At 66.4% G+C, this 16,095-nt stretch carries 13 protein-coding genes; 4 read left to right on the top strand and 9 right to left on the bottom strand.

Annotation, left to right across the window (positions count from 1 at the left end):
- Window positions 1-103: 103 nt before the first annotated feature.
- A complete protein-coding gene (gene gyrA / locus FBZ90_RS07885; protein ID WP_145730756.1) occupies window positions 104-2,896 on the bottom strand; it encodes a DNA gyrase subunit A in 2,793 nt (930 codons plus the stop codon).
- Window positions 2,897-3,145: 249 nt separating this feature from the next.
- Between gyrA and FBZ90_RS07880 the strand changes: the two genes are divergently transcribed.
- The gene (locus FBZ90_RS07880; protein ID WP_145730754.1) at window positions 3,146-3,556 is read left to right on the top strand and encodes a VOC family protein; all 411 of its coding nucleotides are present in this window, start codon (window positions 3,146-3,148) and stop codon (window positions 3,554-3,556) included.
- Window positions 3,557-3,567: 11 nt separating this feature from the next.
- On the opposite strand, the gene FBZ90_RS07875 is transcribed toward FBZ90_RS07880, so the two are convergent.
- From FBZ90_RS07875 to FBZ90_RS07865, 3 genes are all read right to left on the bottom strand, one after another.
- Window positions 3,568-5,016, bottom strand: a complete 1,449-nt coding sequence (locus FBZ90_RS07875; protein ID WP_145730752.1) for an MATE family efflux transporter — start codon at window positions 5,014-5,016, stop codon at window positions 3,568-3,570.
- 145 nt (window positions 5,017-5,161) lie between these two features.
- Window positions 5,162-6,922: an NAD(+) synthase gene (gene nadE, locus FBZ90_RS07870; RefSeq protein WP_145730750.1), complete on the bottom strand. Its 1,761-nt coding sequence runs from the start codon at window positions 6,920-6,922 to the stop codon at window positions 5,162-5,164.
- Window positions 6,923-7,048: 126 nt separating this feature from the next.
- Entirely contained in the window at window positions 7,049-7,843 is a 795-nt protein-coding gene (locus FBZ90_RS07865; protein ID WP_145730748.1) for a hypothetical protein, read from the bottom strand.
- Between the two features lie 253 nt (window positions 7,844-8,096).
- On the opposite strand from FBZ90_RS07865, the gene FBZ90_RS07860 reads away from it, so the two are divergent.
- Entirely contained in the window at window positions 8,097-8,312 is a 216-nt protein-coding gene (locus FBZ90_RS07860) for a hypothetical protein (protein ID WP_145730746.1), read from the top strand.
- 96 nt (window positions 8,313-8,408) lie between these two features.
- Here the strand turns inward: FBZ90_RS07860 and ssb are convergent, their stop codons facing one another.
- Window positions 8,409-8,966 carry a single-stranded DNA-binding protein gene (gene ssb, locus FBZ90_RS07855; RefSeq protein WP_145730744.1) on the bottom strand — a complete coding sequence of 186 codons (558 nt, stop codon included), beginning with the start codon at window positions 8,964-8,966 and terminating at the stop codon, window positions 8,409-8,411.
- Between the two features lie 318 nt (window positions 8,967-9,284).
- On the opposite strand from ssb, the gene uvrA reads away from it, so the two are divergent.
- Window positions 9,285-12,164 (top strand): excinuclease ABC subunit UvrA, encoded by a 2,880-nt coding sequence (gene uvrA, locus FBZ90_RS07850; protein WP_145730742.1) that lies wholly within the window; start codon window positions 9,285-9,287, stop codon window positions 12,162-12,164.
- A 66-nt stretch (window positions 12,165-12,230) separates the two neighbouring features.
- On the opposite strand, the gene FBZ90_RS07845 is transcribed toward uvrA, so the two are convergent.
- A complete protein-coding gene (locus FBZ90_RS07845) occupies window positions 12,231-12,668 on the bottom strand; it encodes a hypothetical protein (RefSeq protein WP_145730739.1) in 438 nt (145 codons plus the stop codon).
- 339 nt (window positions 12,669-13,007) lie between these two features.
- On the opposite strand from FBZ90_RS07845, the gene FBZ90_RS07840 reads away from it, so the two are divergent.
- Window positions 13,008-13,700 (top strand): alpha/beta fold hydrolase, encoded by a 693-nt coding sequence (locus FBZ90_RS07840; protein WP_145730737.1) that lies wholly within the window; start codon window positions 13,008-13,010, stop codon window positions 13,698-13,700.
- A gap of 51 nt (window positions 13,701-13,751) precedes the next feature.
- Here the strand turns inward: FBZ90_RS07840 and FBZ90_RS07835 are convergent, their stop codons facing one another.
- From FBZ90_RS07835 to pyrC, 3 genes are all read right to left on the bottom strand, one after another.
- Window positions 13,752-13,985: a hypothetical protein gene (locus tag FBZ90_RS07835; RefSeq protein WP_145730735.1), complete on the bottom strand. Its 234-nt coding sequence runs from the start codon at window positions 13,983-13,985 to the stop codon at window positions 13,752-13,754.
- 99 nt (window positions 13,986-14,084) lie between these two features.
- Window positions 14,085-14,786, bottom strand: coding sequence for a glycerol-3-phosphate 1-O-acyltransferase PlsY (gene plsY / locus FBZ90_RS07830; protein WP_246130214.1), 702 nt, complete (start codon window positions 14,784-14,786; stop codon window positions 14,085-14,087).
- Window positions 14,786-16,084 carry a dihydroorotase gene (pyrC, locus tag FBZ90_RS07825; RefSeq protein ID WP_145730733.1) on the bottom strand — a complete coding sequence of 433 codons (1,299 nt, stop codon included), beginning with the start codon at window positions 16,082-16,084 and terminating at the stop codon, window positions 14,786-14,788. Before pyrC ends, plsY begins: the two co-directional genes overlap by 1 nt.
- Between the last annotated feature and the right edge of the window lie 11 nt (window positions 16,085-16,095).

Genomic DNA, 16,095 nt, shown 5'->3' with positions numbered 1-16,095 from the left:
CCTCGCCCCCGCTGATCCAATCCGCCCATCGTCAGCTCCATCCGCCGGCTTTGCCGAGTGTCGGGGGACCAAATCAACGGTGTGATTCGATCCCCCGCCATACTCAGCCGCCGGTTCCCTCGTTTGAACCATCCGGGGCCGGACCCGCGATGGCTTCAGCCGGCACGGCGTCATCCACGCCGCCGTCCTCTGTACCGTCGTCCGCCAGCCGCGCCACCGACACCACGCCCTCGTCCGCCGACAGGCGGAACAGGGTGACGCCCTTGCTCTTGCGCGCGGTGATGCGCACGTCGTGCACGGGCATGCGGATGACCTGGCCGCCGTTGCTGACCATCATCACCTGGTCGGTCTCGGCGATGGGGAACACGGCGGCGATGGCCTTGTTGCGGGCCCCCATGTCCATGTTCCAGATACCCTGGCCGCCACGACCCGTTAGGCGATATTCATAGGCCGAGGTGCGCTTGCCGAAGCCCTGGACCGAGACGGTCAGCAGGAATTCCTCGCGCGCCTTCATCTCGGCATAAATCTCGGGCGCCAGGGTGCCGACATCGCCCGTGACCTCGGGGTCAACGTCGACGGCCTCCTCAACGTCTTCACCCTGCTGCCGCCGCTCGGCGCCCGCCTGCTTCAGGTAGGCCGCCCGCTCCTCCGGCGTGTACTCGGTGTGATGAAGGATGGACAGGCCGATGACCTCATCCCCCTCGGCCAGGCGGATGCCCCGCACGCCGGTGGAGGTGCGGCCGGCGAAGACGCGGACGTCCACCACCGGGAAACGGATGCAACGGCCCAGGCGCGTGGCCAGCAGCACGTCGTCGGCCTCGCCGCACGTGCGCGCGGCGATCAGCAGTTCACCCTCCTCCTCCAGCTTCATGGCGATCAGGCCATTGGCGCGGATGTTGGTGAAGTCCGACAGCTTGTTGCGGCGGACGTTGCCGTGGCTGGTGACGAACAGCACGTTCAGGTCACCCCAGCTGGCCTCATCCTCGGGCATGGGCATCACGGTGGTGATGACCTCGGCCTCCTCCAGCGGCAGCAGGTTGACCAGCGCCTTGCCGCGGGTCTGCGGCTGCCCCAGCGGCAGGCGCCAGACCTTCAGCTTGTAGACCATGCCGCGGTTGGTGAAGAGCAGCATGGGGGTGTGGGTGTTGGCCACGAACAGGTCGCTGACCGTATCCTCCGCCTTCAGCTGCATGCCACTGCGGCCCTTGCCGCCACGCGCCTGCGCCCGGTAGGTGGAGACGGGCACGCGCTTGATGTAGCCGCCCTGCGTAACGATGACGACCATGTCCTCGCGCTGGATCAGGTCTTCGATGTCCGCCTCGAACTCCAAATCCTCGATCTTGGTGCGGCGGGGCGTGTCGAAGCGCGCCTTCACCTCCGCCAACTCATTGCGCAGAATGGTCAGCAGCAGCGGGCGGGACGACAGCACCTCAAGGAAGTGACGGATCTGATCCACCACCGCCGTCAGGTCGGCGCCGATCTTGTCACGCTCCAGCCCGGTCAGACGGTGCAGGCGCAGTTCCAGGATGGCCTTGGCCTGGGCCTCCGACAGGCGATAGGTGCCGGCCTCGGACAGGCCGCGGCCCGGCTCATCGATCAGGGTGATCAGCGGCGCCACGTCCAGGGCGGGCCACTCGCGGGCCAGCATCTCCTCCCGCGCCGTCTGCGGGTCGGGCGCGCGGCGGATTAGGGCGATCATCTCGTCCAGGTTGGCCACGGCCACGCCCAGGCCCACCAAGGTGTGGGCGCGCTCGCGGGCCTTCCCCAGCTCGAACTCGGTGCGACGGGTGATGACCTGCTCGCGGAACTTCACGAAGGCCGCGATGATGTCCTTAAGGTTCATCAGTTCCGGCCGGCCGCCATTCAGGGCCAGGGTGTTGACGCCGAAGGAGGTCTGCAGCGGCGTGTGGCGGAACAGCTGGTTCATCACCACGTCGGCCACGGCGTCGCGCTTCAGTTCCACCACCACGCGCACACCGTCGCGGTCGGACTCGTCACGAACGTCGGAGATGCCCTCGACCAGCTTCTCCTGCACCACCTCGGCGATGCGCTCGATCAGCTTGGCCTTGTTCACCTGGTAGGGGATCTCGGTGAAGACGATGGCCCAGCGGTCCTTGCGGATCTCCTCGATCTCACTCTTGGCGCGCATGACGACGGAGCCACGCCCCGTCTCGAACGCGGAGCGGATGCCGGAGCGGCCGAGAATCAGGGCGCCGGTGGGGAAGTCCGGGCCGGGGACGATCTCCATCAGTTCGGGGATGGTGATGTCCGGGTTGTCGACATAGGCGCAGCAGGCGTCGATCACCTCGCCCAGATTATGGGGCGGGATGTTGGTGGCCATGCCCACGGCGATGCCGCCGGCGCCATTGACCAGTAGGTTGGGGAAGCGCGACGGCAGGACGGTCGGCTCATCCTTCGACTCGTCGTAGTTCTTCTGCCAGTCGATCGTGTCCTTATCGATGTCGTCCAGCATCGCCTCGGCCGACTTGGCCAGGCGGGCCTCGGTGTATCGCATGGCCGCGGCGCGGTCGCCGTCCATGGAACCGAAGTTGCCCTGGCCGTCGATCAGCGGCAGGCGCATGGAAAAATCCTGCGCCATGCGGACCATGGCCTCATAGATCGAGCTGTCGCCATGGGGGTGGTAGTTACCCATGACGTCGCCGACCGCCTTGGCCGATTTGCGGTACGGCTTGGTGCTGTCGTAGCCGCTTTCCTTCATCGCGTAGAGGATGCGGCGATGGACCGGCTTCAGGCCGTCCCGCACGTCGGGAAGCGCGCGGCTCACGATCACGCTCATGGCGTAATCGAGATAGCTGTTGCGCATCTCCTCTTCGATGGCGATGGGGGTGATGTCGCTGGCGGGAGGGGCCGCGGGGGGCGTCGGAGTCGTGACCAAACCGGAATCCAAAAGCAAGAAAAACCAAGCCTTAGGGTCGGCCGGACGGCCGCCCCGGGGCGATGGGGGTCGGCCGCTTTTCTAGCACCAATCGCGCATGTGAACAATGAAACCGGCACGGCGCGTATCTCTATGGTTCGCGCGCGCGACCACGACTCGCTCCCCAATGCTCCCCAGCGTTGATGGAGAGGGTTTCAGGTGTTGGAAACCGGCGGTAAAGTTCAACCTCTTCCCCTGCCGGCGGCCCGCATGACACCCCCCTTCACCCTTCGCGGCCTGGACCACCTGGCCCTGCCCGTGACCGACATGGCGCGCAGCCTGACCTTCTATCGTGACATCCTGGGATGTCCGGTCACGGCGGAATGGCCGGAGGATGCGCTGCTGCGGCTGCGGGTGGGAACGTCCGACCTGTTCCTGGTCGACGTGACGGTGGCGGAGGGGGCCTGGGCCAAGCCGCCGACGGGACCGGGCCGCAACCTGGACCATCTGTGCATCGCGCTGGAGGCCTGCGACGAGGCCGCGGTGCGGCGGCATCTGGCGGCCCACGGCCTGGATATCATCGAGGAACGGGCGGGCGATAACCGCCACGGCCCCACCCTGTCGCTCTACATCTGCGATCCGGACGGCACCCCGGTGGAACTGCTGCTGCCGTCGCCCTAAGCCCAGGGGGCTCAGCGTCGTGACAGCAGGTGGAAACGGATCATCAGCACCGACACCGCCACGATGCTGGCCGCCAGGATACCCTCGAAGATGCCCAGGATGCCGTGCCCCAGATGGAAGGCGGCATAGGCCGCGGTCGGGATCATGACGCCGTAATAGCTGAAGAAATGCAGGGCGGTGGGAATCCAGCTGTCGCCCTGGCCGCGCAGGGCGCTGGCCATGACCGTCTGCCCGCCGTCCGCCACCACGATCCAGGCCATCAGCGCGATGGTGGGCACCAGAACGCGGATCAGCGCCGGATCGCTGGCATAGAGGCCGGCGATGATCTCGGGCGCTAGGGCCAGCACCACGCCCACCACCGCCAAGGTCAGGGCGGTGATGGCTAGCCCCGTCCACCCGGCCAGCGTGGCCTCGCGCCGGTTGCCGGCGCCGTGCGCCTGCCCCACCTGCACGGCGGTGGCCGACGCCAGCCCCAGGGCCGCCATGAACACCAGGGCCAGCACGTTCAGTCCAACGGCGTAGGCCCCCAGGCCCAGAGCCCCCAGCCAGCCGGCGAAGATGCCCATGGTACCGAAGGCGGACGACTCCGCCCCCTGGCTGAGACCGGCGGCGTAGCCCAGATGACGGTGGCCCCGTCCCTGCCGCCATTCCAGGAAGGACCCGCGCACGCCGTAACGGGCATGGTCGCGCATGGTCCAGACATAGAGGATCAGGCCCAGGGCCGTGATCCAACGGATGCTGGTGGTGGCGATGGCCGACCCCATGGCCCCCAGGGCGGGCAGGCCGAAATGACCGAAGACCAGGGTGTAATCCAGGGCGAAGTTCAGCAGGTTGGCCACGATCATGGAAATCATGGCCGGAAACGGCCGCTTGATGCCCTCCAGGAAGAAGGAGGTGGTGATCTGCATGACCGCGGCCGGCATGCCCAGGCCCAGGATGGCGATGACCGCCGCCGCGCCGTGGGCGATGTCCGCCTCCTGTCCCGTCAGCAGGAAGAAGGCTTCCCCGAACTGGCAGGCGATGGCCACGATGCCGCCGATCAACAGAGCATAGGGTAGAGAGCGGCGCCAGACGGCCCCCGCCTCGTGCGGCCGGCCCGCCCCCACGGCCTGGGCCACCAGGATGATGGTCCCCATCATCAAGCCGACCACGGTGGCGAAGGCAGTGCCCACCGGCGTGTTGCCCAGGCCGAAATAGGCCAGTTCCTCCGCGCTGTAGCGGCCAACCATGGCGGTGTCGACTGTCTGCATGAAGAGCTGCCCGATGCGGGTCAGCATCAGGGGCGCGGCCAGCAGCACCAGGTCGCGCGCATGGACCAACACGCGGGGCAACAGCGCCTCATCCGGCCCGCGTGGCGGCAGGCCAGGGCACGCCGCTTCGACCGCCGCCTCGTCCAGGGGCGGCAGGGGCGTCACCGCCGCCGACACTTCCGGCGGCACGGGGGGCTCGAACTGGGTCATGACGAGCGTGCTCTGGCGGCTTTATCGTTGCCCGGACAATCGTCTGGGCGTTTCCCCTTGCCTACCGCGCCGGCGGGGCAACCGCAACCCTCAGGGGCGCACGGCTGGCTGGCGCGCACCTGATGATGGTCGCCCAGGCCGGTGCCTACCCGGTGAAGCGCGCCGTCAGGGGGAAGCGGCGGTCCTTGGTGGTGGGGGACTTGCGGTGCACCTTGGGACCGGGCGGGGACTGGAAGCGCTTGAACTCCGCCCGGCGGACCCGGCGGCGGATGTCCTGCACGAACGCCAGCGGCTCGCCCAGCTTTTCCGCGATCTCGGCGTCGGTCTGGCGTTCCTTGGCGTCCTCCATCTCCCACAGCACGGCGTCCAGCCGGGGATAAGGCGGCAGGCTGTCGGTGTCGCGCTGGTTGTGCTTCAGCTCGGCGCTGGGTTCGACATCGATGACGGCGCGCAGGGCGGCCTGCGCCTGGGCGTCATAGGGCTCCAACGGCTTGCCGAAGGCCCCTTCCCAGATACGGGCGAACACCGGATCGGGGTTCCGCGCCTGGGACAGGCGCATCTCCAGGATGGGGAAGACGTCAATGGCCTTGTAAAGGTCCTTCAGCGGGTTGAAGGCGCCGCGCATGTCACCGTAGAGCGTGCCGTATCCCATCAGGATCTCGCTCTTGTTGCTGGTGCCCAGGATGGCGCAGCGGCCATGGTCGTTGGAGATGGCGGACAGGGTGTTGCCCCGGATCTGCGCCTGCAGGTTTTCATCCGCCAGGCTGCCCATGTCGCGGCCGAAGGCGTTGCGGAACTTGGCCAGCCCGGCCTCATACTCCACGGTGATGGGCAGGCTGATGGCGCTGAAGCCCGCGCCCACGCCGGCCGCGAACTCCGCCGCCCGGGTGTTGGAGCCGGAACTGGTGTAGGGCGACGGCATCATGACGGCGTTGACCTTGGCCGGGCCGAACACGTCGGCCGCCAGGGCCGCCACCAGGGTGGAATCGGCGCCGCCGGACAGGCCGAAGACCACGTCCTGGAAACCGTTCTTCTCGATGTAATCGCGCAAGCCCAGGCCCACGACCAGATAGCGCTCCTGCGGGTCGGTCAGCTGGACGGGCGCCTTGCGCTCCACCAGGCGGAAGCCCTCCCCCCGGTCGATCAGGGCGACGACCTCCCCGCCCTCGCGGCCGATCTCCATTTCATGCAGGGTTCCGGCCGGGTCCATGATGGCGGAACAGCCTTCCCACACCAGCTCGTCATTGCCGCCCACCTGGTTGACATAAACCAGGGGCAGGCCGGTTTCAGCGATGCGCTGGGCGAACAGGCGACGGCGGAAATTGCCCTTGGCGATGGCATAGGGGCTGGCGTTGAGCGAGACGATGACCTCCGCCCCCAGGGCCTTCAGGTCGCGGGTGACATCGTCGAACCAAATGTCCTCGCAAATGCAGAAGCCCAGGGTGACGGGGCCGCCGGCGGCCTCGAAGCGCAGTACGCCGATTTCGGCATCCGGGCCCGCCTGTTCATCCCGTGCCTCGAACCAGCGCACGTCGTCGAAGACGTCGTAATTGGGCAGATGGGTCTTAAACTGGCTCAGCACTTCCCGGCCCTGGTCGAACACCACCAGGCCATTGCCCATCTTGCGCCCCTGCACCTTGCCGCGCAGCGGCGTACCCACGGCGATGGCGGTGCCGACCTCCCCGGACAGCAGGCGGTATTGCTCCGTCCAATGGACGATGGCCTGCTGATAGTCGGCCTCCAGCAGGTAGTCGCCGGCGGCATAATTGGCCACGGCGCATTCCGGCAGGACATGCAGGTCGGCCCCGGCCGCCGCCAGGATGCTGGCCCTGGTCCGCTCGAAATTCCCCCGGAAATCGCCCGTGGTGTAGTTCATCTGGTGCAGGGCGACCGTCAGCGTGCGCATGCTTCCATCTCTCGATACCGACGCGGAACGCCCAGGATCACCAAGGCGCGGCCGTCACCCTAGCATCAGTCGGGTTGTCGCCTGCAATCCTCCGAATTAGGAGATGGCCATGCCGAAAGACAGACCTCACGGGACCGGCACGTTGAACCTGCTCAGCATGTATGCGCTGTCCCCAGCATTTCCTCGACGCACATCTTCACTGAAAGAGGGATTTTCGACCTTTGAATCCCGATAGACCATGAGGTGACGCTTTCGATAAGCATCATCCCCTCTCCGGTCTGCTTCATAATGTCGGGTAGGGCGTAGGAAAATGCGGTTTTCTTGTGAAAGATAGCGGGCCTGCTTCGCCGTGATATGACGACGCTGAAACTCACTGTGCGTGGGATTGAAGAAGCCCGCTGCTTTTTCCTTGATTCCCTCAAACCAATTCTTGACGTCGTCCCGGGGACAAGAGAATTCGGCGTCCTGTGGACTTCTAAGTAAGAAAATCTCCCCACAATTAAGCCAGAAAAAATCCTTCTCTTTTATTTTTATCCAACGATCCAGCTTATTTTCACCATCTCGGCCGTCACAGGCGTTCATAAAATCAATTCGCCCCTGTCGGTCCCTTGGAGAAACAAAAAACTGCCGCCCATGGCAAATGTAATCTCCACCTTGATTGCTATACAACTCGACAAATTTCGGCTTTTCTTCAGTTTTGGACCGTTCTCCGACCTCCCAGACCACACGCGCCTTCTTTTTGGAAAGACCGGCGATTTTGTCTTTCACACCTTCGAACTGAGCACAAGATAATGTCCATCCGGAGAAGGCAATTAAGTCGGCACAATCCCCAAATTTCTCCAATATTTCTAAAAAATATTCACTGGCATTACCGGCCCAGCCAAGCCCAGGACTTACCATAATAATATCCAGTCCAGTCACTTCCAAACCGCCCTCCATTCCATACAAAAACCAAATTATTTTGCCCTCTTACTGCGCCGTCCGGGAACCATTGCCCCTTTCGGACATTCGAAGAGGAGAGGAGCCACCCTGAAAGATAGAGGAAAAGATGTCACAACACCACCATACCCATACCAGGCAAGCAGCGCCCCAGCCAGATCACCGCAGCCCGGCGGAGAGGAAGCGCGCCGTCGGGGAGGCCAGCGACACCCGGCGCCTCAAGGACGAATGGGCCATGACCGGACACGCCGCGACCAAGAAGCCGGGCGCGCCGGGGCCGGAGCACGCTTCGCCGCCCCAGGAGGGGGGCACCCGCACCGCCCTGGGCGGCAAAGGCGACTGGGATGCCGGCGGCAGTGGCCAGCGCGGCCCGCAGGGCGACCGGTCGGAAAGCACGGCGGGCACCGCAACGCGGGCCAACAGCAGCCGGGGACGGGGCAGCACCTCGTGACGCCGTGAGCGTGAGGCACCCATCAAACCGCTGACAGCGAAAGGGCCGCGTTACCGCGGCCCTTGGCTTATTCCTAAGTCTGCTGAAACGGATGCGTCAGAACGGAATCTCATCATCCAGATCGTCGGCCGGCTTGCCGCCGCCACCGAAGCCGCCGCGCGAACCGCCGCCGGAGGATGAGGACCCGCCCCCACCATAGCTGCCGCCGCCACCGCCGCCATACCCGCCGCCCGATGAACCACCGCCGTAGCTGGAGCCGCCGCCGCCGAAGTCGCCGCCCGACTCGTAGCCGCCGCCGCCCTCGCGGCCGTCCAGCATGGTCAATTCACCGCGGAAGGGGCGCAGCACCACCTCGGTCGTGTACTTTTCCTGGCCGGACTGGTCCGTCCACTTGCGGGTTTCCAGTTGGCCCTCGATATAGACCTTGGAGCCCTTCTTCAGGAAGCGCTCGGCCACGCCGATCAACGCCTCATTGAAGATCACCACCTGGTGCCACTGGGTGCGTTCCTGACGCTCCCCGCTGTTGCGGTCCTTCCAGGTTTCAGAGGTGGCGATGCGCAGGTTGCACACCTTGCCCCCGTTCTGCATCGACCGCACCTCCGGCTCCTTGCCGAGGTTGCCGATGAGAATGACCTTGTTGACGCTGCCAGCCATGTCCGATCCGTCCTGAATCCATGAAGGGGCCCTCGAGACCCCGCCGTTGATGGGGAGAGCCTACACTGTCCCGCCGGCGCATTGCCACAGCGATGGTGGTGCAGGCCCCCGGCATACCCAAAATATCGACCCCACAGCCCCAAAGGGACAGCCGCGACCGCATCCCCCCCTGCCACAAAAGAGGATGCATCCTGCTGTCGCCTTTTGACACAGCCACCCCCATATTAGGGCGCTGTCGCCCGCTGGCGGGGCGGAGCGCGCCTACCGGCGTATTCCCCCTTGCCAGCGCCCGCCCCGATCGACTATTCAGAACATACCATGAACAAATATATCAGCGTCCGCGGCGCGCGGGAACATAATCTGAAGAACGTCGACGTGGATTTGCCGCGCGACCAGCTGGTGGTGATCACCGGGCTGTCGGGGTCGGGCAAGTCCTCGCTGGCCTTCGACACCATCTACGCCGAGGGGCAGCGGCGCTATGTCGAAAGCCTGTCGGCCTATGCGCGCCAGTTCCTGGAGCTGATGCAGAAGCCGGACATGGACAGCATCGAGGGGCTGTCCCCCGCCATCTCCATCGAGCAGAAGACGACCAGCCGCAATCCCCGCTCCACCGTCGGCACGGTGACGGAGATTTACGACTATATGCGCCTGCTCTATGCCCGGGTCGGCGTCCCCTACTCGCCCGCCACCGGCCTGCCCATCGAAAGCCAGACGGTCAGCCAGATGGTGGACCGCATCATGGCCATGCCCGAGGGCACGCGCCTGTACCTGCTGGCCCCCGTCGTGCGCGGCCGCAAGGGTGAGTACAAGAAGGAGCTTCAGGAGCTGCGCAAGCGCGGCTTCCAGCGCGTCAAGATCAACGGCGAGATGATGGAGATCGACGAGGCGCCGGCGCTGGACAAGAAGCTGAAGCACGATATCGAGGTGGTGGTCGACCGTATCGTCGTGCGCGACGGCCTGGGCAACCGCCTCGCGGACTCCCTCGAGACGGCGCTGGAGCTGGCCGACGGCCTGGTGTTCGCGGAGAACGCGGATTCGGGGGAGCGCACCGTCTTCTCCGCCAAGTTCGCCTGCCCGGTCAGCGGCTTCACCATCGAGGAGATCGAGCCGCGGCTGTTCTCCTTCAACAACCCCTTCGGCGCCTGCCCCGCCTGCGACGGCCTGGGCCAGAAGCTGTATTTCGACCCCGAGTTGGTGGTGCCGGACACGCGCCTGTCCCTGAAGGACGGCGCCATCGCCCCCTGGGCGGGCTCAACCTCCCAATACTACGCCCAGACGCTGGAAAGCCTGGCGCGCCACCACAACGCCCGCATGGACACGCCGTGGAGCGACCTGCCGGAGGACTTGAAGAACCTCATCCTGTTCGGCTCCGGCGGCAAGCCGGTGACCCTGCGCTATGACGATGGCCTGCGGTCCTACGAGACCAACAAGCCGTTCGAGGGCGTGGTGCGCAATTTGGAGCGCCGGTGGAAAGAGACGGAAAGCAACTTCATGCGGGAGGAGCTTTCCAAGTACCAGTCGGCCCAGCCCTGCGAGGCCTGCGGCGGCGCCCGTTTGAAGCCAGAGGCCCTGGCCGTCAAGATCAACGGCCTGAACGTGGCCGAGGTCAGCCGCATGTCCATCCAGGAGGCAGGCGCCTGGTTTCTGGGCCTGGACGGGCACCTGACGCAGAAGCAGAAGGACATCGCCAACCGCATCCTGAAGGAAATCAACGAGCGGCTGGGTTTCCTCAACAATGTCGGCCTGGAATATCTGGCCATGGACCGCGCCTCCGGCACCCTGTCGGGCGGGGAGAGCCAGCGCATCCGCCTGGCCTCGCAGATCGGCAGCGGCCTGACCGGCGTGCTCTATGTGCTGGACGAGCCCTCCATCGGCCTGCACCAGCGCGACAACGACCGGCTGCTGGCCACGCTGAAACGCCTGCGCGATCTGGGTAACACCGTGCTGGTGGTGGAGCATGACGAGGACGCCATCCGCACCGCCGACTATCTGGTCGACATGGGACCGGGCGCCGGCGTCCATGGCGGCACGGTGGTGGCGGCCGGCACCCCGGCGGAGGTGATGGCCAACCCGGCCAGCGTCACCGGCGACTATTTGACCGGCCGGCGGCGCATCGCCCTGCCGGAACGCCGCCGCGCCGGCCACAAGGGCCAGTTCCTGGAGGTCATCGGCGCGCGCTCCAACAACCTGAAGGACGTGAACGCCCGCATCCCCCTGGGCACCTTCACCTGCGTCACCGGCGTGTCCGGCGGCGGCAAGTCCACCCTGATCATCGAAACGCTGTATAAGGCCCTGGCCAAGCGCCTGAACGGCGCGCGGGAACATCCGGGCGCCCACGACGACATTCTGGGCCTGCAGCACCTGGACAAGATCGTCGACATCGACCAGTCGCCCATCGGCCGCACGCCCCGCTCCAACCCCGCGACCTACACCGGCGCCTTCACCCCCATCCGCGACTGGTTCGCCGGCCTGCCGGAAGCCAAGGCCCGCGGCTATGGCGCCGGCCGCTTCAGCTTCAACGTCAAGGGCGGCCGGTGCGAGGCCTGCCAGGGTGACGGCGTTATCAAGATCGAGATGCACTTCCTGCCCGACGTCTATGTCACCTGCGACGTCTGCCACGGCAAGCGCTACAACCGCGAGACGCTGGAGGTCCTGTACAAAGACAAGAGCATCGCCGAGGTGCTGGACATGACGGTGGAGGAGGCGGCCGTGTTCTTCCAAGCCGTGCCCGCCATCCGCGACCGCATGCAGACGCTGAACGAGGTCGGGCTAGGCTATATCCACGTCGGCCAGCCGGCCACCACCCTGTCGGGCGGCGAGGCGCAGCGGGTGAAGCTGGCCAAGGAACTGTCCCGCCGCGCCACCGGCCGCACCCTCTACATCCTGGATGAGCCCACCACCGGCCTGCACTTCGAGGATGTGCGCAAGCTGCTGGAGGTGCTGCACGCCCTGGTGGACCAGGGCAACACTGTACTGGTGATCGAGCACAATCTGGAGGTCATCAAAACCGCCGATTGGATCATCGACATGGGGCCGGAGGGTGGCGCCGGCGGCGGCCGCATCGTGGCCGAGGGCACGCCGGAGCATGTGGCCACGGTGCCGGAGAGCCATACCGGCCATTACCTGAAGCCCTACCTGTCAGAGGTCCCCCCTGCGGTGGAGGCCGTGGCGCCCAAGAAGCGCAAGGCCAAAGGCTGAGAGGCGGCCCGTCTCGCGCGCGGTGGAGGGGGCGCTCCTGTCTACGTCCCCTCCCCGCTCATCGGGCTATTGGTTGGCGCGAATGACCCGGACGGAGAATGTGATGGCGCCGGCGTTGTCCAAAGAATTGACGTCCCAATAGAACAGGAAAAGGTTGGGAATGGCGGGGGGATTGGTCGCCGGCAGGAGGCCATTGCCCAAGACCTTCATCTCGAAGCGCGTGCCGGCGGCGAAAAATGACCGGCCACCGTCCAGGGACCCCACCAAGGTGCCGACGCCGAAGCTGTAGTTCGCGGCGGCCGGGAAAGGACCGCCACGGTCCGGTGTGCCAGGGTTCAACTGCCCCCACTGGGGCCCATTATCCGTCACTGGAACACCATCGGCATTGGTAGAGCCCGGCCCGCCCCCCGAGTTCCAAAGCACGAAATCCGACGTGATGATCTGGAGCGTGTCGCCGGACGTGAGGGGCTTGTTGAATTGGACCGTGGCGGGAACACCGCCCACCGGTTGGCCTCCCGGGCCCTTTTGCTGAACGATGCTATTCGTTTTCGCGTCAACCTTCACGATGTAATATGACATTTTGCGCTCCTTAAAAGCGTATCATGTAGAAAGCAACTAGTTATGATTGTTTACATAACTGATGCGTTCAAACTTTGAGCGAAGGCCGCATCCGATGCCACTTCTGAAAATCTTCTGAGGTGCAGCGTATTGATCGCACATGCTATTCAGGCCCGAGGAACTCAGGCCGCGTCCACACGGACGAGCGTCCGATAGCCGGGTTTACGGCGTCATCAAAGTCGCAAAGGCCGATATGGCGCCCGGGAAGCGTAAAGGCCGCGAAACATGACCCCCATCGTCCTCATCCCCGGCCTGCTGTGCACGGCGGAGGTCTTCGCCCCGCAGGTGGCGGCGCTGTGGCCCCAGGGCCCGGTCACCGTGGCCAATACCCTGGCGGGGGAAACGATGGCGGACTTGGCGGACGCCATCCTGGCCGACGCCCCTCCCCGCTTCGCCCTGGCAGGCATTTCCATGGGCGGCTATGTCGCCCTGGAAATCTGGCGCCGGGCGCCGGAGCGGGTGGCGAAGCTGGCCTTGCTCAGCACCCAGGCGGTGCCCGACACGCCGGAACAGTCGGCCCAGCGGCGGGCCTTGGTGGCCCTGGCGCGCAAGGCCAAACTCGGGGCCGTCCTACGCCAGGCCACGGCCTCCATGCTCCATCCCCGGCATCGGGACGATCCGCATCTGGCGGCGATCAACCTGCGCATGGGCCTGACGGTGGGTGTCGAGGGGCTGGCGCGGCAGACAGCGGCCATCATCGGCCGCCCCGACAGCCGCCCCACCCTGCCCACCATCACCGTGCCGACGCTGGTGCTGACGGGCGACAGCGACCCGCTGATGCCGTTGGAGCGCTCACAGGAAATGGCCGCCACCATCCCGGGCGCCCGGCTGGTCATCCTACCGCAGTGCGGCCATTCCTCCACGCTGGAACAGCCGGACGCGGTGAACCAGGCGCTGATCGACTGGATTACCGGATAAGCCGACGGACCAAGGAAGAAGAAGCGCCCGAATCAGCGGCCCTGGGGGCGGTCACCGGCTGTGATGGCCCGGCGTGTCCGGCCGCTTCTTGGCGGCCTCCCGCTCCTCCTCCCGCTTGTCGGCGGCAGGCACGCGCTTGGCCGTCGGGGCCTCATGCGGGATGGGCGGAAAGATGTCAGGCGTGGGTGACCGCGCCTCCTCGATGGCCTCCACCACCTCTTCCAGGATGATGTTGCCCAGGATGCTGCCGGTGCCGGCGTCCTTGTTGGTCTTCGTGCTCATCATCGCGTCTCCTCGGGGACCTGTTCCTTCAGATAGGAATGCGCCTGCCAAGGTTCAAACGCGCTGAGCCAGATCAGCAAGACTCCGATTTGTCCGAACGGCTCAGTTGCCGGTATCGGCGGAAGACTTCTTCTTCCCCTGGCCGATGCGGGGCTCCGTCCCCGCCAGCAGGCGGCGGATGTTGGCATGGTGGCGAACCCAGACCAGCACGGCGATGGCCAGGGCGAGGACCGCCTCCGCCCCGCCGGCGCCAAACCCGGCGGCGACCGGGCACACCGCCGGCAGGAAGCAGGCGACCAGGGGCGCCAAGGCCAAGGCCACCAGGGCGGAAAGGGAGGAGATGCGGAACAGGACGGCGACCAGCAGCCAAGTGAGGCAGGCGATGACGCCCACCGGCCAGCTGGTGGCCAGCAGCACGCCCAGCGCCGTGGCCACCCCTTTGCCGCCCTTGAAACCCAGCCACACCGGGAAGGTGTGGCCCAGCATCGCGCCACCACCTGCCACCAGGGCGGCAAGGTGGGGCGCGTCCGGCGACGGCAGGACGCTCATGGCCAGGCAATGGGCGACACCCACGGCGATGGCGCCCTTGCCGCTGTCCAGCACCAGGGTGGCGGCGGCCAAGGGCTTGTTGCCCGTGCGCAGCACGTTGGTGGCGCCGATGTTGCCCGAGCCGATCTTGCGGATGTCGCCATAGCCGCCGAGATAGGCCAGCACCAGGCCGAAGGGGATGGAGCCCAGCAGGTAGCCGCCGGCCAGCGCCAGCAGCAGGGGCATCAGGGGCAGCGCCGCCGTGTCCATAGGCATCAGGCCGCCAGTTGGAAGACGGTGCGCCCGTCCACCAGGGTACGCAGCACCCGGCCCTGCACCGGGTGCTTGTCGAAGCAGCTGTTCTTGGACTTGCTGTGCAGCGCCTCCGCATCCACGCGCCACGGCCGTTCGGCATCGAAGATGACCAGGTCGGCGGCGGCACCGGTGCGCAGACGGCCCAGGTTCAGGCCCAGCACGGCGGCCGGCTTGATCGTGACGGCGGCCAGGGCGTCCAGCAGGCTCATGTGGCCCTTATGCACCAGGTCCAGCGTCAGGGGCAGCAGCGTCTCCAGCCCCACGGAGCCGAAGGCCGCCTGGGCGAAAGGTACGCGCTTGGCGTCCTGGTTCCAGGGCAGATGGTCGCTGGTGATGCAGTCGATGGTGCCATCGGCCAAACCTTCCACGATGGCCTGGCGGTCGTCCTCGGTGCGCAGCGGCGGCGACAGCTTGAAGAAGGTGCGATAGTCGCCGACGTCCCGCTCCGTCAGGGTGAAGTACGGCGGGGCGGTGTCGCAGGTGACCTTCAGACCCTTGCGCTTGGCGGCGCGGATGACGGCGACGGACTCGGCGGTGGAGATGTCGGCGGCGTGGTAGCGGCCACCCGTGGCCTCCACCAGGCGCAGATCCCGCTCCAGCATGATGACCTCGGCCACGGCGGGGATGCCGGACAGGCCCAGGCGCGTGGCGATCTCACCGGAGTTCATGGCGCCGGTGGCCAGGCGCGGCTCCTGCGGGTGTTGCAGGATGGGTCGGCCCCAGATGCTGGCGTAGGCCAGGGCCCGCTGCATGACCAGGGCATCGGCCACGGCCTTGCCGCCGTCGGTGAAGCCCACGGCGCCGGCCTCGGCCAACAGGCCCATCTCGGTCAGTTCCTTGCCGCCCAGGTCGCGGGTGATGCCGGCATAGGCGAAGACCTTCACCAGCTTCACCTCCCGCGCGCGGCGGGCGATGAACTCCAGGCCCGCCACGTCGTCGATGACCGGGTCGGTGTCGGGCAGGCAGGCCAGGGCGGTGACGCCGCCGGCCGCCGCCGCCTGGCTGGCGGTCTTCAGCGTCTCATTATCCTCGTGCCCCGGCTCGCCCACCTGGGCGCGCAGGTCGACCAGGCCGGGGGCGACGCAGGCCCCGTCGGCGTCGATGACCTCGATGCCGTCCGGCACGCCGTCGCGAAACAGGCCGGGCCCATGGTCGGCGATCTTGCCGCCATCAATCAGCAAGGAGCCGCGCTGGTCCAGGCGGCTGTCCGGATCCAGCAGGCGGGCGTTCAGGATGGCGGTGCGGGCGTGTGTGGCCATGGGGATGGTCC

The sequence above is a fragment of the Nitrospirillum pindoramense genome (assembly GCF_007827955.1).
Lineage (GTDB): Bacteria > Pseudomonadota > Alphaproteobacteria > Azospirillales > Azospirillaceae > Nitrospirillum > Nitrospirillum amazonense_B.
The sequence above is the reverse complement of the archived record's forward strand: the minus strand, read 5'-3'. Positions and strand labels throughout refer to the sequence as shown.